Annotated in this window: 18 protein-coding genes; 1 reads left to right on the forward strand and 17 read right to left on the reverse strand. The window is 55.7% G+C overall.

Annotated elements, in window-relative coordinates:
- Nucleotides 1-22 precede the first annotated feature (22 nt).
- Nucleotides 23-2,134: an adenosylcobalamin-dependent ribonucleoside-diphosphate reductase gene (locus tag AC4EYZ_RS10970; protein WP_022520914.1), complete on the reverse strand. Its 2,112-nt coding sequence runs from the start codon at nt 2,132-2,134 to the stop codon at nt 23-25.
- A gap of 197 nt (nt 2,135-2,331) precedes the next feature.
- On the opposite strand from AC4EYZ_RS10970, the gene AC4EYZ_RS10975 reads away from it, so the two are divergent.
- A complete protein-coding gene (locus AC4EYZ_RS10975; RefSeq protein WP_009288449.1) occupies nt 2,332-2,934 on the forward strand; it encodes a hypothetical protein in 603 nt (200 codons plus the stop codon).
- A gap of 8 nt (nt 2,935-2,942) precedes the next feature.
- Here the strand turns inward: AC4EYZ_RS10975 and AC4EYZ_RS10980 are convergent, their stop codons facing one another.
- The 16 genes from AC4EYZ_RS10980 to AC4EYZ_RS11055 form a co-directional block, all read right to left on the reverse strand.
- The gene (locus tag AC4EYZ_RS10980) at nt 2,943-3,677 is read right to left on the reverse strand and encodes a GGDEF domain-containing protein (RefSeq protein WP_490204263.1); all 735 of its coding nucleotides are present in this window, start codon (nt 3,675-3,677) and stop codon (nt 2,943-2,945) included.
- Nucleotides 3,655-4,950, reverse strand: coding sequence for a GAF domain-containing protein (locus AC4EYZ_RS10985; protein WP_490204285.1), 1,296 nt, complete (start codon nt 4,948-4,950; stop codon nt 3,655-3,657). The genes AC4EYZ_RS10980 and AC4EYZ_RS10985 overlap by 23 nt, the downstream gene beginning before the upstream one ends.
- A gap of 23 nt (nt 4,951-4,973) precedes the next feature.
- On the reverse strand, nt 4,974-5,648 hold the full coding sequence (locus tag AC4EYZ_RS10990; protein WP_022520916.1) for an OmpA/MotB family protein: 675 nt from the start codon (nt 5,646-5,648) through the stop codon (nt 4,974-4,976).
- A gap of 5 nt (nt 5,649-5,653) precedes the next feature.
- Nucleotides 5,654-6,475, reverse strand: a complete 822-nt coding sequence (locus AC4EYZ_RS10995) for a motility protein A (protein WP_022520917.1) — start codon at nt 6,473-6,475, stop codon at nt 5,654-5,656.
- A gap of 40 nt (nt 6,476-6,515) precedes the next feature.
- A complete protein-coding gene (locus AC4EYZ_RS11000) occupies nt 6,516-7,217 on the reverse strand; it encodes an RNA polymerase sigma factor FliA (RefSeq protein ID WP_009288446.1) in 702 nt (233 codons plus the stop codon).
- A gap of 26 nt (nt 7,218-7,243) precedes the next feature.
- Nucleotides 7,244-7,675 (reverse strand): flagellar protein FlhE, encoded by a 432-nt coding sequence (locus AC4EYZ_RS11005; RefSeq protein WP_022520918.1) that lies wholly within the window; start codon nt 7,673-7,675, stop codon nt 7,244-7,246.
- Between the two features lie 25 nt (nt 7,676-7,700).
- Nucleotides 7,701-8,273 carry a C15 family peptidase gene (locus AC4EYZ_RS11010; RefSeq protein WP_138801285.1) on the reverse strand — a complete coding sequence of 191 codons (573 nt, stop codon included), beginning with the start codon at nt 8,271-8,273 and terminating at the stop codon, nt 7,701-7,703.
- Entirely contained in the window at nt 8,270-10,453 is a 2,184-nt protein-coding gene (gene flhF / locus AC4EYZ_RS11015) for a flagellar biosynthesis GTPase FlhF (protein WP_022520920.1), read from the reverse strand. The genes AC4EYZ_RS11010 and flhF overlap by 4 nt, the downstream gene beginning before the upstream one ends.
- A 58-nt stretch (nt 10,454-10,511) precedes the next feature.
- A complete protein-coding gene (gene flhA, locus AC4EYZ_RS11020; protein WP_474192383.1) occupies nt 10,512-12,599 on the reverse strand; it encodes a flagellar biosynthesis protein FlhA in 2,088 nt (695 codons plus the stop codon).
- Nucleotides 12,596-13,762 (reverse strand): flagellar biosynthesis protein FlhB, encoded by a 1,167-nt coding sequence (gene flhB, locus AC4EYZ_RS11025; protein WP_190374167.1) that lies wholly within the window; start codon nt 13,760-13,762, stop codon nt 12,596-12,598. The genes flhA and flhB overlap by 4 nt, the downstream gene beginning before the upstream one ends.
- A 104-nt stretch (nt 13,763-13,866) precedes the next feature.
- Nucleotides 13,867-14,562 (reverse strand): protein phosphatase CheZ, encoded by a 696-nt coding sequence (gene cheZ, locus AC4EYZ_RS11030; protein ID WP_009288441.1) that lies wholly within the window; start codon nt 14,560-14,562, stop codon nt 13,867-13,869.
- Between the two features lie 41 nt (nt 14,563-14,603).
- Nucleotides 14,604-14,993, reverse strand: coding sequence for a chemotaxis response regulator CheY (gene cheY / locus AC4EYZ_RS11035; RefSeq protein ID WP_022520923.1), 390 nt, complete (start codon nt 14,991-14,993; stop codon nt 14,604-14,606).
- A 102-nt stretch (nt 14,994-15,095) separates the two neighbouring features.
- The gene (locus AC4EYZ_RS11040) at nt 15,096-16,793 is read right to left on the reverse strand and encodes a methyl-accepting chemotaxis protein (RefSeq protein ID WP_022520924.1); all 1,698 of its coding nucleotides are present in this window, start codon (nt 16,791-16,793) and stop codon (nt 15,096-15,098) included.
- 59 nt (nt 16,794-16,852) lie between these two features.
- A complete protein-coding gene (locus AC4EYZ_RS11045) occupies nt 16,853-17,914 on the reverse strand; it encodes a protein-glutamate methylesterase/protein-glutamine glutaminase (RefSeq protein ID WP_009288439.1) in 1,062 nt (353 codons plus the stop codon).
- Nucleotides 17,915-18,005: 91 nt separating this feature from the next.
- Nucleotides 18,006-18,878, reverse strand: a complete 873-nt coding sequence (locus tag AC4EYZ_RS11050) for a CheR family methyltransferase (protein ID WP_022520925.1) — start codon at nt 18,876-18,878, stop codon at nt 18,006-18,008.
- A complete protein-coding gene (locus AC4EYZ_RS11055; protein ID WP_022520926.1) occupies nt 18,875-21,022 on the reverse strand; it encodes a methyl-accepting chemotaxis protein in 2,148 nt (715 codons plus the stop codon). Before AC4EYZ_RS11055 ends, AC4EYZ_RS11050 begins: the two co-directional genes overlap by 4 nt.
- Nucleotides 21,023-21,055 lie beyond the last annotated feature (33 nt).

Genomic DNA, 21,055 nt, shown 5'->3' on the forward strand with positions numbered 1-21,055 from the left:
ACAGATGGCGCTTAACGCGGCATCACCATTTGCCGTAGGTGCCTTCTTTTAAGCCATCAAAGAGGTTGGCAGCGTTATGCTCTTCACCGTCGTAAATCACCTTCTCATCCCCGGCTAGTTCGAGGGTTTCACCGTTTTCCAGTTCAAATACGTAGGTCGTGTTTTTAAGATCATCTTCCCGCACGAGCACGCCCTGGAAAGCTTCGGGATTAAAGCGGAAAGTAGTGCAGCCTTTTAAGCGGCTTTCATAAGCCTGCAAATAGAGGTTCTGGAACTGTTCAAAGGGGAACTCGGTAGGCACATTGACCGTTTTCGAGATCGCTGAATCCACCCAGTGCTGGGCGGCGGCCTGAACGGCAACGTGCTGTTCGGGAGATATCGCATCGGCGGTGACGAAGTAGTCAGGCAGGTCGCTGTCCACCGCATCAGATGCAATAAAGTGACGGTAGGCGGCCAGTTCAAAGGAGACGACTTCGACCTGCTCTTTGGTCTTCTTGCCCGACTGAATAATATTGCGGAAATAGCGGTGCGAGAAGGAGGGTTCGATACCGTTGGAGGCATTGTTACCCATCGACAGGCTGATCGTGCCGGTCGGCGCGATCGAGCTGTGGTGGGTGAAGCGCGCACCGTGCTCGGCTAGCTGTGACACAAGCTCCGGCTCCAGCTCGGCCACTTGGGCCATGTACTGACTATAACGGGCGTGTAGGATACGCCCCGGCACTTGATCGCCCACTTCGTAGCCATCTTTGGCCAACTGAGGCCGCTCGCGCAACATTTTGGGAGTAATGGTGTGCTCCTGCTCAAGCACCGGCGCCATGCCTTTCTCTTGGGAGAGCTCCAGCGCCTGCTTCCAACCCTCTATCGCTAAGTGCCGGCTCACCTCATCAGTGAACACCAACGACTGCTTAGAACCGTAAGGGATTTTGAGCATGGTGAGCGTTGAGCCTAAGCCCAAAAAGCCCATACCGTGACGGCGCTTGGCTTCTATTTCACGCTGCTGCTGGGGCAGCGGCAAACCGGCAATCTCGACCACGTTATCGAGCATACGCGTGAAGATCGCGACCACTTTGCGGTAGCGTTCCCAATCAAAGCGCGGCTCGGCGCCGAAGGGGTCGATCACGAACTTGGTTAGGTTGACAGAACCTAGCAGGCAGGCGCCTTCTGGCGGCAAGGGTTGTTCGCCACAGGGATTCGTCGCACGGATATCTTCGCAGAACCAGTTATTGTTCATGCGGTTAACCTGGTCGATCAGGATAAAGCCAGGCTCGGCGTAGTCATAGGTGGAGGACATAATGGTGTCCCACAACTCCCGCGCTTTAATCACTTCGACAATGCGGCAGGCGACGCGGCCTTCGGCATCGACCGTGTAGCCCTCTTCAACTACCGGCCAGTCACGGTAGATCAAGTCTTCCGCTTTGACATCCTCTTTTTCACCGGGGTGCAGCGGAAAAGCCAGCGGCCAGTCAGCATTGTTCTTGACCGCTTCCATAAATTCGTCGGTGATCAGCAAGCTGAGGTTAAACTGTCGTAGGCGCCCCGCTTCGCGCTTGGCCTGAATAAACTCGCGCACATCTGGGTGGCCCACATCGAAAGTACCCATCTGAGCACCACGCCGACCACCAGCAGAGGCGACGGTGAAGCACATCTTGTCGTAGATATCCATAAACGCCAGTGGGCCGTTGGTGCCCGCGCCAGCGCCGAATACGAACGCGCCCTTATGACGCAGCGTCGAGAAGTCGTAGCCGATACCCGCCCCGGATTTCAGCGTCATACCCGCATCAACCACTGAGTCGAGGATATCGCGCATGGAGTCACGAATGGTGCGGGAGACAGTGCAGTTAATCAGGCTCACCGCAGGCTTGTAGGCCTCAGCCCCCGCGTTGGAGAGAATACGACCGGCAGGAATCGCGCCGTTTTCCAACGCCCAGCGAAATTTGGGCAACCACTCTTCCGCTTTATCTCCCTCCACCGCTGCCAGGGCACGAGCAACCCGTTCAAACGTAGCACCAACGTCCTGATCAACGGGTTGGCTATGACGATCCTTAAGACGGTATTTGGCGTCCCATATTTCCCGCGAGGGGGCCTGCATAGGGACATCGTTAGAGGTCTTCATAGCCTTGGCAGCGGTGCTCATGTCGCAAAACTCCTTCACAGCGAGGGTGAATTATAGCGCTCAAATAGGGCGATTATACGTAGCATCGAAGTGAAGTATAGACGTGACCTCCCACCATATGAGGCACTTTTTTTAATTTTTTCTACCATATATAGGAAAATCAGCGCGTTACTATTTTGCCAATCCCAAACACGATATAGACTGGGGTTTTGGGTTAAATGGCTTTGATCATGTCCGCAACTCACTTCCTGCGCTCTCCATCCCAGTATCTTTGCACGCTCACGTTTACCGTTGTGGCGATAGCGACCATGTGGATGGTCGCTACGCCCGTCGCTAACGCGACCACCTTCAATACTGACGATGTGGCCACCCACGACCATTGGCAGTCAATGACGCTCTCACTGGGGGGCGAACGCCACTATCGGGCGGTAGAAACCCACAGCTACTCGGATGCGACGCTGAGCTTGAATGCCACCTCGGGCGTTTGCGATTTACCCTGGCTGGAGATGCGCGTCACCCTTGAGCAGCAGCAGGGAGAGAGCCGTACAGTAAACCTGGTGCCCACTCGGCTGCGCATCGATGAGCGGCCCGTTATCGACACCATGGCGGAATTTATCACTGAGCGCGGCGATGACGGGTTTTATGCTCACTTTTATTTAAGTGACTTGGCATCACTGATGGCCGACATGCGCCAGGGGGAGCAGCTATTTCTCGGCTTCGACCAGGACGAGCGCGAGCCGTGGTATATGACCTTTAGCCTAAAAGGCGCCGATGCGGCGATCAACCGGATGCTCACCCAGTGTGAAGGTAGTGGCACCTAAAGGTTTGCTTAAATCAGCACCACAGGCTCAAGCGCCATTTCAACGCGGTTGCGTCCGCCATGCTTAGCGCGGTACATGGCGTCATCAGCCCGGGAGATAAGGGTTTTACAGCTGTCACCCGGCTGCCAAACGGCGACACCGATACTCACTGTAACCGTTTGCTCAACGCCCTCTATACGCAGCTCTTCTACCAGCGAGCGCAGCCGCTCAGCCAGGCCAGTGGCGGCATCAACATCGGAATGAGTCGCCAGCACAATAAACTCTTCGCCTCCCCAACGGCCCAGGTGGTCGCAGCCACGCAGCGAGCTTTCCACTAAGCGCGCCAGGGCCACCAGCACATCGTCACCCACGCTATGGCCGTGAGCATCGTTGATCTGCTTAAAGTTATCCACATCGAACAGTAGCAAGGCAAAAGCGGCCGCATAGCGCCTGGCAGCCACCAGCTCTGCATTGATCGCTTCTTCGATGCGGTAACGGTTCCACACCTTGGTTAGAGGATCGAAATGGGCTAATTGCTCAAGACGTTGGTTGGCTTCGGCAAGGGCTTTGCGTTCGTGCTCCAGGTGCATATTCAGTGAGCTAATTTCATAGGCAGAAATCGCCAGCGTCAGGTCTTCCCCCAAGTCTACCGCCGCTAAGCGCTCTACCCGCAGCCACGCTTCACTTCTGCCGACTACCTCTTCAGACCAAGCAACCGATGGAGCCAATATCACGGCCGGTTTAGGGTTGGTTGTAGGCTGCATCGCCCAATACAGCGTTTCCACCTGCTCGGGGCGAAAAAAAAATCAGCCAGGCGCGCTGGGTCGAACTCATTGGCAGCGGCACTGCTAGAGCCCCACACTGCTCGGGCATGGCTAGCGAAGCGGTTAACGTCTCTTTGCCGATTTCGCGCGTGCACCAAGGGCCGCTATGTACATGAGTTCTTTCCAGGCGCAGCACAAACTGGCTTATCGCTTCTGGAGTCGGCGTCACACCCGCTTGATAAGCGCCACCATTCACCCACAGCACCACGCCATGGGCGCGAAACAGCTTCATCCAGATAGCCGCCTGCTCATGAAGTAACTGTTGGGGACTTTGCGGCTCGCTGCGCGCTCGCGCACTGAGCACGAGGCTATCCTGAACCCGTTGTAGGTAGCGGGCTTCTTGACGCGCCCGTAGCAACAGCATGCGCTGGGTGGCCATTTGCACGAGGGTGCGAACGGCATCACGCACGGGGGGGTCAACCGAGTGCGGTGCTGGCGAATGGCAAAACACTAGACCCCATAAGCCAGTATCCCCCTGCATGGCCAAACTGAATGACCCACGCACCCCCAGGCGATTTAAATATCGCTGCCGCTCAGGGGCAGGGGCGCGTAAAAAGCTGCCGCTAAGGCTCACTCCCGAGTAGGCGGGAGTCAGCGTTTCAGGCGGCGCATCGACGTCTTCAATTAACCGAACGGGGTAATGTTGGTAACTTTTGCGTAAGGCGACAGGGAAGTCGCTTGAGGGGAAGCGCTGACCCAACAGCGAGGGCAGCTGGTTGCCCAGCGCTTCGGCAACCATTAAACCATGCCAATCACTGTCGAAATGGCACACGGTGACGCGATCATGGCCGGTGAGCTGTTGAATAGCGTTAACCAAGCAGTCGAGCAGCTCTTCCTGGTGGGTTGCGTCGGCTAAATGCATCAGCCGCTCATTGACTGTGCCAAGCAGGCGGCGCTTACCTTGGGGGTTGAGTGGCTCAATCTCGACGATGACCTTCCCACCTGCTCGGTAAGCATAGAGCTGAAAACGCATGTTGCTATGCTTGGAACGAATAAACACCAGCGGGCCGGAGAGTTTCTGCTGCCCCTGCAACTCGCGGCGCACCCGCTGGCTTAGCCGTTTTCCTAACACATAGGCAAGAGTGTGCGGCCCATTTTCAGGGCGCTCAATACCGGTCAAGCGGGTTAAGTTGGTGCTACTGGCTTGAATGCGGCGACAATCGGCATCTAAAACCAGCAGAGCTCCAAACGACTGCAACCGCGGGTGGTACATGGACACAAACGTGGCCTCGCAATCTATTCACCCTCGACCTGCTGCCTTAGCAACAACTCTACGCGACGGTTGGCAGCTCGGCCCTCCGCCGTTGCGTTCGGTTCCATGGGTTGGGTGTCGGCATAACCGACGGCCCGCATACGAGAGATATTGAATCCTTGGCGCTCTAAATGCCTCACCACAGCGATAGCCCGCGCTGATGAAAGCTCCCAATTAGAGGGGAAGCGGGCCGTTGAAATAGGCACGCTGTCGGTGTGGCCTTCTACCGAAATCTGACCGTCAAAACGGGTCAGCACATCGATAAGGCTTTCTACCACCTCTTGCCCACGGGAAGTCAGTACAGCTTGACCGCTGGGAAATAAAAGGCTGGTATCAATACGTAACGTGACCCCTTCACTCCCTTGCGAAACACTGACACCGGGGATGTCGAGCCCATCAAACTGCGGCTGAACCCCTGAATGGCGGGGCTGAATACCAGTGGCTAGAGACGCCAGCGGCAATGATGATACAGCGCTAGCCGAGCGCATGAAAGCAGTATCAGCCGCCTCACCGCCTCCCGGCGGTGTCAGTGAAAGCAGCAGCACAAAGAGCGTGATTAGCAGCGTCAGCACATCCAAATAGCTGGTTAGCCAACCCTCGTCACCATCGCCTGGCGACGGCGTCATTTCCAGTGCGTGGCGCGTATCACGGTCAAGCATCTGGCCTACCCCTTCGCCGCCGCACTAACCGACGAATCAGGCCTTGGTTTGACGCTGTTATCACGGATCTCATCGTGATAGTTAGCTACAAACGAGTTGAGGGTCTCTTCAATAAACGACGGCAGGCGGCGCTTGGTAATCAGCGAAATACCTTCCAGCACCATGTTCATGGTAATCAGCCGCTCTTCGGTGCGGCGCTCGAGTTTCACCGCAATCGGCTTAAACACCAAGTTGGCGAGTAAAATGCCGTAGAAGGTGGTGAGCAGGGCCACCGCCATGCGCGGGCCGATCACCTGCAGGTCGCCTGCGTCCATGACTTCCAGCATATTGACCAGCCCCACCAGGGTGCCGATCATGCCAAATGCGGGTGCGTAGGTGGCCATGGTACGGAATATTTGTGCCTCGGCATGCTCACGCGCTTTAAGACGGGCAATGCGCCAACGCAGCATGTCAAAAATTTCATCCTCTTTGGTGTTGGCAATGACCAGTTGGATCCCGGTACGCAAAAACGGGTTTCGGGTATGCTCCAACTCGCGCTCGACCGCACGTACATCGCCCTTAAACCAGAGTCGCGACATATCCACCAATTCGCGGATATCGTCACGCATATAGGTATTTTCGCGCCGGAATACCAAGCCCACCAACCGTACGACGCGGAGCACCTCTTTCAGCGGATAGCTGATAAAGGTTGCCGCTAGGGTACCGGTCACCACAATGGCCAAACCCGGCAAATTGATAAAACTTTCAGGGGACTCTGCGGTGAAAAACAGCACGCTCACCAACAGTAGTATGCTGGCAAATATGCCTATCAGCGTCGAAGGGTTCATCCACGGCTCCTTGCCGGTCACAAGTGAGTAAAAAGAGGTGTTATGCCGAGTCGTGTAAACGCGCGCGTAAGCGGCTGACGGCTTGGCTGTGCAGTTGTGAAACGCGTGACTCCGTGACGCCCAACACAGCCCCTACTTCCTTAAGGTTGAGTTCTTCTTGGTAGTACAGCGCCATTAGCAGCTTTTCACGCTCTGGCAGCGCTTCAATTGCCTCAATCAACGTTTGTCGTTGCTGGCCGTCTAGCAACTGCTCGAACGGTGAATTAGCCAATTCATTATTGCTAGGCTCGCCACCGTCGGCCACCAGCTCTTCAAACGGCAACAGTTGACCACTGTTGGTGTCGTTGAGGAGCTGCTGATACTCACTCAACGGCATTTCAAGGTGTTGGGCGATTTCGTTCTCTTCTGGTGCCCGTCCGAGCTGTTGCTCTAATTGACGAACGGCACTGTCAACCGCTCGCGCTGAGCGGCGCACGCTGCGGGGCAACCAGTCGCGGGTACGTAATTCATCCATCATTGCACCGCGAATACGCTGACTGGCAAACGTCGCGAACGTTGCCCCCTGGGTGGCATCGAAGCGCCCCAGCGCTTCCAGCAGCCCTACCATCCCGGCTTGAATAAGGTCGTCGAGCTCAATACTGGCTGGCAAACGGACCTGAAGCGTCAAGGCCTGACGTCGTACCAGTGGCATGTATTGCGTCAACAGCTCACTCTGTTTGATCCTGCCTTGTGCTGTGTACATCCTCTCGCCTCGCGTCTATCCAGCCTTCACTGATAGTTCACAATCATTTGCAGCCCCTGGACACGAACAGGCCGCTGCCCCGGACGTAAAGCGAAGCGAAAATGCAACGGCGCATCCGCGGCAAACCCCGCCAGGGCAGTGGTAGTCCCCCGCATGCCAGCTAACGCAACGCACTGCTCAGGATGGCACAGCCAAGCGTTTAATAACGCACCAGGGGGATATTGAAACTGCCAATGAATACGCCCGAGCTGTGCTGACTCCACATTGTTAGCAGCAGCAGGTGGGGTAGCGTTTTGGCTAGCGCTTGACCGATCACTCATCGCTACCATCAGACCTGGTATCTGGCTGCTCCAGCTACCGGGTGTCGCCTGGGCGTTTCCCGTTACCCCTGCTAGTAGACACCCTGTCAGCAGTACTGGGCTCAGTAGCAGTCTCCCTCTTAATAGCCAGCTTAGCATGCTTGGTCTCCTCGGCAGAGTGCGCTCATCGTGCAAGTACCAACAGCTCCATATTTAAGTAGTAATCAGCTGCCTCACGCAAGTTATTGAGCAACCCTTGACGCGGCAAGTGCGGCTCGTGGAGCGCCAGCAAACGGCGCGGCCCGCCACGCTCATGTAGTTGACGCAAGGTACGGAACATGGAAGCAAAGGTATCGGCATCGCTACTGATCCACAGTGCCCAACGGCTGTATTGATCGCAAAGTTGGGCTAGGTCGGCCGTTTCGGCCATGACGATATGAATATCCCAATCCTCAGGATCACCGGCCCAGCTTCGACCTAACGTCGACCACTGCCCTAATCGTGCTTTAACCTTGTTCACCTGGGCTGCACCACTACCCGGTAGTCCGACCACAATAAGCGGAATTTTGGGCCGGTGCGCTACCACCGTTGCTGGCTCTTCCACCGCTGCAGTTGTCGGCTTTAACAGAGAGCTAGGCTGTTCAGATTCCGGCACGTGTTCTGCCGCCGCAACATCAACTGTACCCTCAGCTTGCTGCTGTTGGCGCTGCAGGTTTGCCCACTTGCGTAGACCCGATGCTTGATCCTGTTCGCTCACGCCACGCCCTCTCGACTAACACTGCCCATTTGACGAATCGCATCTCGTGCCATAAAGGCGTAGACCAGTGCATCAAGCATGCCGGTATCGCGGCGGCGACGGCTGTTGCCTAATAGGTTGAGCAGATCGCCACGCAGCGTCTGCGCCTCCTCATCATCAGCAACATCGAGATGCCCGGCGACCGATGCCACACCGCTGGCCATCAATAGGCGAACTTCAGCATTTAGATCCCCGCTATCGGCCTCTTTTAACTGCTGCCACGCGCGACGCGTCAAGGCGGCCAAGCCTTCGCTTTGCAGCTGGGTTAACAGCAGTGAGAGCACCTCTGCTCCTAGCCGAGCGGGGGTAAGCCAGTAGCGGCGCGCCACTACTTTGGCGCTTTCCGGATCGCGAACTTCACCGAACCAGGCGAGTAGCGCCGTGCCGCTGGCGTCCTCGACTTCGGCGTAGGCAGTCCACAGTTGCACCGATTGGCCACGAAAACGCACGCCCACATGGTGCGTTAGCACACTGTCACTAAATAGCTGGCGGATAGATTGACGTTCGTGGTGAAAGCGTAACCGATGACTGGGGGCCACTTGGCTGACCCAGGTCAAGTGCTCGGCTTCCAGCCACGCTAGTGCATCCGGTTCAGGGAAGCGCGGTAGTAAGTGCACCGCAACGCCGCTCGATGCCGACAGAGCGGCTAAGCGTGGCTGCCACCCTGCGGCGTGGCGATGCTGCAGCCAGGGTAGCGCCAGCCAGGCACCATCCGTGTCCAGGCCAATGTCCGGCATTGCCCAGTCGCAGCCGCGCTCATTGCGCCGCGGAAACCACGCCATCCCTAAGGTGGTCTTTGCCGCTGGATAACCGGCAAGTAATGCATCCAAATGTGTTTCCTGCAAACGACTAGGCAGCGAAGCTAGGTTCCAGATCTCTTCTAATTCCGCAAACCCCGTGACGCGTTGGCGCAACCTCGCCAGTAGCGACGACAAACGACGCCCTTGGCCCAGGACATCCCGCGACCAGCGCGGCATTCCCATCGGCGCATCGGCACTTTGCACCCGTTCACGCTGAGGTGTCGCGGTACTCAGCGCTTGATCCACTAGCGCATCGGGGGCGGCAAGGGCCATATCTTCGGGCACCTGCTGGCCATTAGAGCCAAACAGTACGCGCATCCCGTGACGCATAATAATATCTAACACTGGAGCCAGACGTCCCGCCTCATCCTGTTTGGTGATAATACAGTCATCTAACTCTGCGCCCGCCGCCCGCGCGGCCTGACGGTAGCGCAGCACCACTTCTTCGAGGGTTTCCGGTTGGCTGGCAGCATTGAGTAGCAGCACCAAACGTACCCGCGAGCGTCCGCCTTGCAGGTGGGCAATCTGCTCTATCACCCGCTGGTCACGCTGACTCATGCCTACGGTGTCGATAATTACCCACTGCTTGCCCTGCAGGCGGCCCAGCAAATCGTCGATGGGCTGTTCGGCATCCAAGGCGTACATCGGGGTATCCAGCAGGCGCGCATAAATGCGCAACTGCTCATGGGCACCGATCCGGAAGCTGTCGGTGGTAACCAGCGCTACCGGGCGCGTGCCGTGGCGCATCACAAAACGAGCGGCCAGCTTGGCGGTGGTGGTGGTTTTACCTACCCCCGTTGGCCCCACCAGGGCAACAATGCCGGTTTGGTCGAAAAAGCTTGCTTCATCGTTGAGTACGTAAAGGCGATCCATTAACTGCTGTCGCAGCCACTGCAGTGGGGCTTCGCTATCGCCGTCTAACCTGGTTAGCGATGCAGGCAACCCAGCCAGCAGTTCATCGGCAATTTCGCTGCTAAAACCCACATTCCACAGCAGTTGACGCAGCCGTGCAGCCGTTCCGGTGGGCGCTGCTGGCGATGGTGAAGCAGTATGGGTTGACTGGCTGTTTGCCAGCAGCGCTCGCATATCCTGCATTTCGCGCAGTAAGCGCTCGCTCATCGCCTGCATGGGGTCTTGCGCTGAAGGTGCTGTCGGCGTTTCGGGTGGTGCAGGTTCTGGTGAGGGTTCAAAGTGGTCAATGGCTTCATCCGCCATCGCTAAAATTTCAACGCCCCCTTCGGTACGCCGATTTGCGACAATCAAGGCGTCTTCACCGAGCGTTTCACGCACTTGGCGCATCACATCACGACTATTGGCTCCCACGAAACGTCTAACGCTCATGATTTACCCTTGCCTGTTCTGAAAATGGACGACGCTAGCCTATCACGGCGTGCCATCTTTAACGTCCGCCGACCACTGTGGTCACTCTTAATGTGCGATCGTCGGGAATTTCAGCCTGGGACAGTACCGACATATGGCGTAACCGGCGGCGTAAGAAGCGCGACAGCACCGCCCTTAGCGAATGTTGCACAACCAACACCGGTGGTTCGCCTGAGCTTTCGTGACGCTCCAGCGCCTGCTGCGCCTGAGTCATCAGCGTTTCTGCCAAACCGGGCTCCATGGCGCCGTTGCCATTCATGGCCTGTACCAGCACTTGTTCCAGTTGGGCATCCAGCCCCATGACATTGAGTGTCTCCTGCCCCGCAAACCACTGCTGGACAATGGCGCGCCCCAGCGAGACTCGCACCAGCGCCGTCAGCTCATTAGGATCTTTTTGCTGGGTGGCGTACTCGGCCAGGGTATCGAGAATAGTGCGCATGTCGCGGATAGAGACATCTTCGTCGAGCAGGTTTTGCAAGATACGCTGCAGTACCGTCAATGAAATAGCTTTGGGGATCACCTCTTCGACCAACGCTTTTTGATCATCGCCCATTTTATCCAGCAACTTCTGTACTTCCTGACGGCCCAGCATCTCGGGTGAATGACGGTGCAACAAGTGGTTCAAGTGGGTCGCTATGACGGTACTGGCATCCACAACGGTGTAGCCATACACCTGGGCATGCTCACGCTGGTTGCTATCAATCCAGACAGCGGGCAAGCCAAAGGCGGGATCCTGAGTATGGGTGCCCTGCAGCTCGCCCGATACCTGCCCAGGGTTAATCGCTAGCCATTTGCCCGGCTGTGCCTCAGCGCGACCAATCTCGGCGCCTTTCATGGAGAGCACATAGGCGTTCGGCGGCAGCTCCAAATTATCGCGGATATGCACCACCGGTGGCAGGAAACCCACTTCTTGGGCAAACTTCTTACGTACGCTCTTAATGCGCCCGAGCAGCTCGCCTTTTTGACGCGAGTCCACCAGCGGGATTAAGCGATGGCCCACTTCCAGGCCAAGCGTATCGACCAGTTGCACATCTTCCCAACTCGCTTCGGGAGTCTCCTGTAAAGGCACCGGTGCCGCGGCAATCTCCTCCTTGACCAACGCCTTCTCTTTTTGGCGCGTTAACAGCCATGCCAGGCCAGCCAACAACGCGGTAAAGAATAGAAATACGAAATTGGGCATGCCAGGTACCATACCCAGCATGCCCATCACCACGGCAGCCAAAATCAGTACCTGAGGATTAACGAACAATTGGCTAAGCATTTGCTGGCCAATATCTTCGTTCGTATCCATGCTGACCCGGGATACTGTGACACCCGCGGCGGTGGAGATCACCAAAGCAGGGATTTGCGCCACCAGGCCATCGCCAATCGCCAACAACATATAGGTCTGACCAGCAGCGCCAAAGCTCATATCGTGCTGCAGCATGCCAATCATCAGCCCGCCGATGATATTGACCACCATAATCACCAAACCGGCAATGGCATCGCCACGGACAAACTTACTTGCGCCGTCCATGGAACCAAAGAAATCCGCCTCTTGAGAAACCTCCGCGCGGCGCTTTTTGGCGTCTTCTTCGCCGATCAAGCCGGCGTTCAGATCGGCATCGATGGCCATCTGCTTACCCGGCATCGCATCCAACGTAAAGCGCGCACCCACTTCGGCAATACGGCCAGCACCTTTGGTGATAACCATAAAGTTGATGATGACAAGAATCAGGAAGACCACTAGGCCAACAGCGAAATTACCGCCGACCAGAAACGCCCCGAACGCTTCAATGACCTTACCCGCAGAGGCGCCGCCTTGGTGGCCCTCCATCAGCACCACACGGGTAGAAGCCACATTGAGCGACAGGCGCAGCAGCGTAGTAAATAGCAACACGGCAGGAAACGCCGCAAAGTCCAGCGGCTTCTGCGTAAACATGCTGACCATTAACACCATAATGGCCAGAGCGATATTGAAGGTGAAGAGTAAATCCAGGGCAAAGGGGGGCAAGGGCACGATCATCATGCCCAAAATCATGAGGATGAGCAGCGGCCCGACCAGCAGCTTCATGCGCACATCACCCATCCAGTCGCGCCGACCTACTAGCTGACTCAAGCCTTTCATGGTTGCGCCTCATTACCACCGGCGCCATGCCCGGGGCTTTCCATCTCCGGCGGAACCGGCAGGTTATCGGGGGTTGGGGGCACCTCGCCTCCTTGTTGTGATACTTGCTTGAGGCGGTAGGCCCAGGCCATTACTTCCGCCACCGCGGTATACAGTTCGGCAGGTACTTCTGCATCTAGATCGACGTGATGATACAGGGCCCGCGCCAATGGTGCTGCCTGCAAGCGAGGCACGCCTGCCTCTTCAGCGATTTCGCGAATGCGCGCAGCCACTGCGTCGGCGCCTTTTGCCACCAGCCGCGGGGCGCCCATACTGCCTTCCTGATAAGTCAGTGCTATCGCGTAGTGCGTAGGGTTGGTAATGATGACATCCGCTTCGGGTACTTTGCTCATCATCCTGCCCCGCGCCATGGCCTGCTGCTGCTGGCGAATGCGTGCTTTCACTTGCGGGTCGCCTTCGGACTCTTTGTGCTCACGCTTAATCTCTTCCTGACTCATGCGCAGCTTCTTAGCATTGTCCCAGAGCTGGAAAGGGACATCGATCAAAATGACCACGATCAACACCAACACCATTAGCCCAGCTGCCTGAGCCGCCATGCTTAGGGCATTGGTCAGCGCTTGCTGGATAGGCTGATCCATTAGCGCCATAAATTTGCCGATGTTGAAATACAAAAACGTCGCAGCCACGCCCCCCACCAGAAACGATTTGGCAATCGCTTTTGCCAATTCGATCAGTGCCTGGGTGGAGAAGATACGCTTTACGCCCTTAATAGGGTCTAACTTGGAAAACTTGGGCTGCATCGATTTACCCGATATCAGCCAGCCCCCCATCAGCCCAGGGGCTACTAACGCAATGATGGCTAACAGTAAAAACAGCGGCATCATGGCAAATAGCGTGCGCTGACCAAGATCCAGCGCATTGACCAGCATCGGCGTACTTTCCATTGCCTGGCGGCGCTCAAACAAGAAAGCTTGTTCCATCACCGCACCCAATTGGTCGTAGAGCATGTTGCCCATGCTATAGAGGCCAATCACACCACCCAGCAAAAGTAAAAACGTATTTAACTCGCGGGAACGGGCAACTTGGCCCTCTTCACGGGCTTTCTCTTTCCGCCTGGGCGTGGCCTCTTCGGTCTTTTCCTGGTCGCTATCGTTATCTGCCATACGGGTATCCGGCCAGGTGAAGCAAAGCTTATCACGTATTCAGCCGTCCATAGGGACGGCTGAATGGCGTACTTGCGTGCCCAGAGGGCGTTTAATAACGCATCTTAGAAGCCTAATTCGTCCAATAAGTCGTCTACTTGATCTTGCCCAGAGACGGTATCAGGGACATTATCCTTCACTTGCGGCCCATTCAAAAGCTCTTCGTTACGCCGTGCACTGTCGCTTTTCCACTGATCCTCGGCCTTGCGCTGCAGCGTTTCTCGTGCATGGGCGCCCGGCGCGTTATCGATCAACACTTGCACCAACTGATGTTCGATCTCATGGATCACGTCCATCATCTTCTTAATCACTTGGCCGGTCAGGTCCTGAAAGTCCTGAGCCATCATGATTTCCATCAGTTCTTTGTTAGTCGCTGAAACCACATCGGGTACTTCGCTAAGATAAGTGCGTGTCTCGACAACGAGCGCTTTCGCCTCATCCAGCTCTTTCGGTGCTTCAAACCACTCGGCCCAGCGCTTATCCAGCGCTTCCGCCCGGTCTGACAACTGATCCTGCAGCGGCTGCGCACGGTCAACGGCATTGAGCGCTCGATCTGCTGCCTGCTCCGTCATGGTGGCGACATAGTGCAAGCGGTCGCGTGCATCGGGGATGGCTTCGGCCGCCTTCTCAATCTCTTTATCAAGCCCCAGTTCACGCATGTTTTCGCGCAGCATACGCGTCAACTTACCGATGCGATGAATTAAGTCTTCGGCGGCTTGTTCGGACGATTGGGCAGAATCGGACTGCTCATTCTGGCTCATAACGTTGTCTCCTCGTTAACCAAGCACATAGGCCCAGTTGCTCACATACCCAGTTTGTCGAAGATCTTATTGAGCTTCTCTTCGAGGGTAGCGGCAGTGAACGGCTTGACGACATAGCCGTTAGCGCCCGCCTGAGCAGCCGCTATAATGTTCTCTTTCTTCGCTTCTGCGGTCACCATCAACACAGGAAGGTCTTTCAAGGCGTCATCCTGACGGATCTCCTTGAGCATCTCCAGGCCATCAAGGTTCGGCATGTTCCAATCGGAAACGACGAACTCAAACTTGCCGGCACGCAGCTTATTGAGCGCATCTTGTCCATCTTCGGCTTCATCCACGTTGGTGAAGCCCAACTCCTTAAGCAGACTACGTACGATCCGACGCATGGTGGGAAAGTCGTCTACAACCAGGAAACTCATATTCTTATCTGCCATGGGTCATCCTCTAATCAATCAGTATATGGCACAAGGGCGACTGAAAAGTACAGTCAGGGGTTTAAAACGGCTACTTTGAAACGGCTCTTTCAAAACGGTTCTTCAGAATTCCTCCCACTCTTCGTGGTCGCTGCGCTGCGAGGCTGGAGCTGGGCAACGAGCTTGCTGGTCGGCCCTAGGCGCAGGCATAACGTCCGTTGCTGGCGATGAGGAAGGCAGCGCCTGATGGGACGCCCCCTGCATACCTAACAGCTTAAACACGGCTACGGCTTGCTCCAACCGGTTGGCCTGTTCCTCAAGGGAGGCCGCCGCCGCAGAGGCTTGCTGTACCAGCGCGGCATTTTGTTGGGTGACTTGATCCATCTGGCCCACGGCTTGGCTGACTTGCTCAATACCGTCACTCTGCTCTTGGGAGGCAGCGGAGATTTCATCCATGATGTCGGTAACACGGCGTACTGCAGTAACCACATCCGACATCGTGGTACCGGCCTGCTCGACCAGAGTGGAGCCTTGCTGAATTTGTGTTACCGAGGCATCAATCAGGGTTTTAATCTCTTTGGCCGCATCCGCACTGCGGCTGGCCAAATTACGCACTTCCCCCGCCACCACCGCAAATCCGCGACCTTGCTCGCCGGCGCGGGCGGCCTCTACCGAGGCGTTGAGAGCCAGAATATTGGTTTGAAAAGCAATTGAGTCAATAACGCTGGTGATATCGGCGACTTTTTTCGAGCTGGTGGAGATACCGTGCATAGTTTGCACCACTTGCTCCACCACTTGTCCACCGCGCTCAGCCGTGGTGGAAGCGTCTGCTGCCAGGGTGCTGGCTTGACGAGCATTGTCGGCGTTCTGTTTTACCGTCGCGGTCATCTCTTCCATGCTGGCCGCGGTTTGTTGAATCGATGCCGCCTGCTGCTCTGTACGTGAGGAGAGATCAGCGTTGCCGCTGGCAATCTCACGGGTGCCGTGGTGAATTTCGTTACTGCCTTCACGCACCCGGCCAACGATATTGGTGAGGTTTTGCTGCATGGTGCCCATAGCACCAAACAAACGGCCAATTTCATTTTTACCTGCTTCCGGCAGCGGGTTAGTCAAGTCCGCCTCAGCAATCGCATCCAGCCGTTGGATTGCGCCTCTTAGCGGCGCAATCACTGTACGGCGTAAACCTAGGTAGATTACCAAAGTCATCAGTAAGGCAAAAATCACCGCTCCAGCATTGATCATGGCAAACAGATTGCCTTGGGCATCCGCGTCAGCGCGAATGGTATCTACCCGCTGGAAGCCGTAGGCGACAAACGCCGTCATACTTTCAGATAAGCTATTTATCGGCTCTACCAGCTCATCGCGCAGGTTGTTGTAGCTGGTTAAATCCATATATTCAAAGGTGTCGTGCTGTTGTTTAACTAGCCCCATTACGGTATTAAAATCTTCAATTAGGGTGTTCGCCAATGCCTCGCCTTGCGGTGAAAATGAGTTTGCCGCAAAGCGCTCGAAACGCTTTTCAGAACGCTCAATGCGATCAGCGGCAACGGCAACCTGCTCATTGGATTGCTGGGTCTGTCCTACCATCAGGTAGTTGGAGGCAGTTTCCATAGCCAACATGGCTTGGTTAAGCAACGAATCGGCACGGTTAACCTCATTTAACTGCGCATCGCTGATACCGCTTAGCGTGGCTAAGTTATTTTGTGAATTGCGATCGGCCACCACACTCAAGCCCGAAATCATTAAAATCAGCACGACAAAGCAGCAAAGCGATGTGACCACGGCGGCGTGAATACTCAAGTTGCGCAGTAAACGGTTCATTGTGATTTCCCTTGCGAGCTTATTTAGTTTTTATGATTACTAACTTTTTATGAATTGCACTACACACGCTGGGCGCGGCCGGAGGCGGCGATCAGCGCCATCATTCGCGAGGGAATGTCATCTAACGCCACCACTTCCACAGCCCCCCCGACAGCAATAGCTTCACGGGGCATACCGAAGACCACACAGGTCTGCTCATTCTGGGCAATGGTGGGCGCACCCGCCTGGCGCATCTCTAGCAGCCCTGCCGCACCGTCCTTACCCATGCCGGTCAAAATAACACCGATGGAGTTCTTGCCCGCATGCTGAGCCGCTGAATGGAACAGCACGTCTACCGAGGGGCGGTGGCGATTAACCGGTGGGCCGCTATCTAACCGCGCTACGTAGTTGGCACCGCTACGCGCTAACTTAAGGTGTTGATCCCCTGGGGCGATATAAGCGTGCCCAGGTAGAATCCGCTCGCCGTCGGCGGCCTCTTTCACCGTAATCCGGCACAGCCGGTCTAAGCGTTCCGCAAACGAACGGGTAAAACCGCCAGGCATATGCTGGGTAATCAAAATCGCCGGGGCGTTGGCGGGCAGCGGCTCAAGTACCGCACGAATCGCTTCGGTGCCCCCCGTAGACGCGCCAATAATGATCAGCTTTTCACTCGACACTAAAGGGGCTTTCAGGGCTTCCGGTGGCGGAGTGTTTTTATGCCGCGCCTGACGGGGCCGCGAGCGCGCAGCGGCGCGCAGTTTTTCGGCAATCTCGTCAGCATACTCCATCATCCCATTGCGGATGCCCAGACTCGGCTTGGCGACAAAATCCAGCGCGCCAAGCTCTAGCGCACGCAGGGTAATCTCCGAACCGCTTTGGGTGAGCGACGACACCATCAATACCGGCATAGGACGCAGGCGCATCAAACGCTCAAGAAAATCCAAGCCATCCATACGTGGCATTTCCACATCAAGGGTGAGCACATCAGGATTGTGCTGCTTGATCAAATCCCTGGCGGCAATGGGGTCAGGCGCTACCGCAACGACTTCCATATCGGGCTGGGAATTAATAATTTCCGTTAACAAATCGCGAATTAGCGCCGAATCATCGACACACAACACTTTGATCTTGGCTGCGCTCAAAGCACGCCTCCTCTTGCTGTAGACGCCTGATGTGTTATTGCAACCGCCGGAGCCACAGCGCCTAAAGCGATTATAAAGACACGATAGTTATTCATTTTTTGGCCAGGTTATAAACGGTTTGACCACGCAGCTTGAATGCGTCGCTGATATACGAGAAGTTTTCCGAGTGGCCTGCAAACAGCAAGCCATCGGGCTTCATCAGTGGTGCAAAGCGCTTAAGAATTTTTGATTGAGTATCTTTATCAAAATAAATCATGATGTTTCGGCAGAACACGGCATCAAAAGGGCCTTTAATTGGCCATTGCGGCGCTAGCAGGTTCAGTGGCAAAAACTCCACCAGTGCGGATACTTCTGGGCGAATCCGTGCAAAGCCCGCATGGTTACCCGTTCCTTTCTGAAAAAACCGCTTTACCCGTGCCTCATCGATCTTGCGCACCTGTTCCAGGGGATAAACGCCAGCGCGAGCCCTGGCCAACGCATCCGTATCAATATCGGTGGCGATCACTTTGGCCTGCGACGCTTTAGCGCCCAACGTTTCTAACAATGTCATTGCCAGCGAGTAAGGCTCCTCCCCGGTGGAGGCGGCCGAACACCAAATAGTGACCGGGTCTTGTTTATTCTTTATATGCTCAGCCAACAGCGGAAAATGGTGCGCCTCACGAAAAAAGGCCGTGAGGTTAGTGGTCAGTGCATTGGTAAACGCTTCCCACTCCTTGGCTTCTGGCTGACGCTCCAAGCGCACCAAATAGTCGGTAAAGCGTGTCATGCCATGGTGGCGTAGCCGCTTTGCTAGGCGGCTATAGACCATTTCACGTTTATGCTCAGCCAGCACAATGCCGGCGCGCTGATAAATCAGCTCGCGAATCCGTGTAAAATCCGCATCCGTCAGTACTAGATCGCGCTCAATCTGACTGCTCGATGTCCACTGACCTGCGTCTACCACCCGTTCACGTTGTTCGGTCAAAACGCTTCCCACTCCTCTGCTGAGGCTGCCTGCCGTTTAACGGGCGAATTCGGCGACGATGTGCTAGGCAACTGAGCAGTGTGCTTAGTCGCTGTCACTGCTGGCGGACGTAGCGCCCCCTGACTGTTTAATCGAAACGCTTCCACCGATAGCGCTAATAGCCCCGCCTGCTTCTCAAGCGAGACCGCCGCGCGTGCAGTTTCCTGTACCCGCACCGCATTACGCTGGGTACCTTGATCCATCTCTGCTACTGCTTGATTAACCTGGGCAATACCATGGCTCTGCTCTTCGGAGGCGGCTGAAATCTCGTGCATGATCTGCGTCACACTGCGCGCGGCTTCCGCCACTTCGCTAATCGCAGCTTCGGCTTTGGTGACCATACTGGCACCCGCACTTACCTCACGGTTAGAGCCATCAATCAGACCGCGAATTTCTTGGGCGGCACCAGCGCTACGGCCAGCCAGGTTACGCACTTCTTCGGCCACCACCGCAAAACCACGCCCATGCTCGCCGGCCCGAGCCGCTTCTACCGATGCATTCAGCGCCAGAATATTGGTCTGAAACGCGATCGAATCGATAACATTGATAATATCGGCCATCTGCTGGGAGCTTTGGGTAATCCGCTGCATGTTGTCGACTAACTGTGTCATCAACTCGCCAGTATTCGTTACCTGGATAGCATTGTTATCGGCTAGACGACGGGCTTCTTGAGCGTTCTCACTGTTTTGCCGCACAGTGGCAGTCATTTCTTCCATGCTGGAGGCGGTTTGTTGCAAAGAGGCCGCCTGCTGTTCAGTACGCGACGACAGCTCTTCGTTGCCGCTGGCAATGTCCTGGGCAGCCGGAGTGACCACATCAATACCGCTTTTGACATCGGAGATGATACTGCTGAGGCTTTTGCGCATAGTATTCAGCGAGTCCATCAATTGGCCCACTTCATCGCGTCTCTGGGTGGGGACTTTAGCGGCCAAATTACCGCCAGCAATTTGCAGCGTAAAACCTGCAGCACTTTTTAGCGGCCTGGTAATCGCCCTCAGAGTAACCATGCCGATCAAAATAAGTAGCAGTAAACCAATTCCAAGTACTATGGCTTGAGCGCTCAGCATCGTAGTTTGACCTTGCTGAGCATCAACGGCCATGGCCTCAGCTGCCTGCTGTTTCTGGGAAATCAGTTGATTAACCATGCCTGACAGGATGCGGCCCTCGCTGGTCATGACGCTAATCACAGCATCGAGACCGGTAAAGGCTTGGTAGGTCTCTTCTGCCTGAAGCACGCTGGCCGCCTGGCCCATGCCGTTCTGCAGGAAGGTCTGTAGCTGCTGGTCAAACTCGGTGGCAAGCTCAGTCGCATTGACCTCACGGGAATAATACTCCTGCCACACCTCAGCAACCTCTGCGGCGCTCTCCTCAATGCTTTCACCCATCTCGAAGCGTTGATTGATCAGTTCCATACGCTCTGGCTCAATCATCGCCTGGCGGGTTTGGGCAATGGTTTGATCGATTTTCTGCAGGCGAATAACATCACGCAGACCGTCATTATTCAGTTGCCCCAAGCGCTCGCCGGAGACATTCAAACCATACAGACCAAGCCCACCGCTGATTAATAACAACAGCCCTGCAACGACAATCATGCCTACCAATTTGGCACGAATGGTGTCGAGGCGTACCCGGGCCAAACGCTTAATCACACCTTTCTGGCGTAACCGGCCTTTATCTAAGTAAAGCCGCTTGTTGCGGCCTTCGCGTATTTCAGCGTAGGCCCGCTCGGCCTGCTCAATGGCTGCGCGGCTGGCCTGTACACGTACCGAGGTGTAGCCCACGACTTGCCCATCTTCAATAATCGGCGTAACGCTGGCATTTACCCAGTAGTGGTCGCCATTTTTGCAGCGGTTTTTGACCAGCCCTCGCCACGTTTCCCCCGTTTTGACGGTTTTCCAGAGGTTTTCAAAGGCTGCCGGCGGCATATCCGGGTGGCGTATCAGGTTATGCGGCGCACCTATCAGCTCTGCGTGTTCAAAGCCGCTAATATCGATAAACGCAGGGTTGGCATAGGTGATGCGTCCCTTGGTATCGGTACGCGAGACTAGGAAGTCGTCTTCTTTTAGTTCGATTTCACGCTGAGAGACTGGTTGGTTATTACGCATGGTGTGCCTTTTTTTAATGTTTTATTTTTCAAA

The organism is Vreelandella sp. 162(4c) (assembly GCF_058152265.1).

Excerpts from the sequence above, each read along its gene's own strand:
- AC4EYZ_RS10970 (WP_022520914.1), bottom strand. The coding sequence starts at position 2,134 with ATGAGCACCGCTGCCAAGGCTATGAAGACCTCTAACGATGTCCCTATG.
- AC4EYZ_RS10975 (WP_009288449.1), top strand. The coding sequence starts at position 2,332 with ATGGCTTTGATCATGTCCGCAACTCACTTCCTGCGCTCTCCATCCCAG.
- AC4EYZ_RS10980 (WP_490204263.1), bottom strand. The coding sequence starts at position 3,677 with ATGCAGCCTACAACCAACCCTAAACCGGCCGTGATATTGGCTCCATCG.
- AC4EYZ_RS10985 (WP_490204285.1), bottom strand. The coding sequence starts at position 4,950 with ATGTACCACCCGCGGTTGCAGTCGTTTGGAGCTCTGCTGGTTTTAGAT.
- AC4EYZ_RS10990 (WP_022520916.1), bottom strand. The coding sequence starts at position 5,648 with ATGCTTGACCGTGATACGCGCCACGCACTGGAAATGACGCCGTCGCCA.
- AC4EYZ_RS10995 (WP_022520917.1), bottom strand. The coding sequence starts at position 6,475 with ATGAACCCTTCGACGCTGATAGGCATATTTGCCAGCATACTACTGTTG.
- AC4EYZ_RS11000 (WP_009288446.1), bottom strand. The coding sequence starts at position 7,217 with ATGTACACAGCACAAGGCAGGATCAAACAGAGTGAGCTGTTGACGCAA.
- AC4EYZ_RS11005 (WP_022520918.1), bottom strand. The coding sequence starts at position 7,675 with ATGCTAAGCTGGCTATTAAGAGGGAGACTGCTACTGAGCCCAGTACTG.
- flhF (WP_022520920.1), bottom strand. The coding sequence starts at position 10,453 with ATGAGCGTTAGACGTTTCGTGGGAGCCAATAGTCGTGATGTGATGCGC.
- flhA (WP_474192383.1), bottom strand. The coding sequence starts at position 12,599 with ATGAAAGGCTTGAGTCAGCTAGTAGGTCGGCGCGACTGGATGGGTGAT.
- flhB (WP_190374167.1), bottom strand. The coding sequence starts at position 13,762 with ATGGCAGATAACGATAGCGACCAGGAAAAGACCGAAGAGGCCACGCCC.
- cheZ (WP_009288441.1), bottom strand. The coding sequence starts at position 14,562 with ATGAGCCAGAATGAGCAGTCCGATTCTGCCCAATCGTCCGAACAAGCC.
- cheY (WP_022520923.1), bottom strand. The coding sequence starts at position 14,993 with ATGGCAGATAAGAATATGAGTTTCCTGGTTGTAGACGACTTTCCCACC.
- AC4EYZ_RS11040 (WP_022520924.1), bottom strand. The coding sequence starts at position 16,793 with ATGAACCGTTTACTGCGCAACTTGAGTATTCACGCCGCCGTGGTCACA.
- AC4EYZ_RS11055 (WP_022520926.1), bottom strand. The coding sequence starts at position 21,022 with ATGCGTAATAACCAACCAGTCTCTCAGCGTGAAATCGAACTAAAAGAA.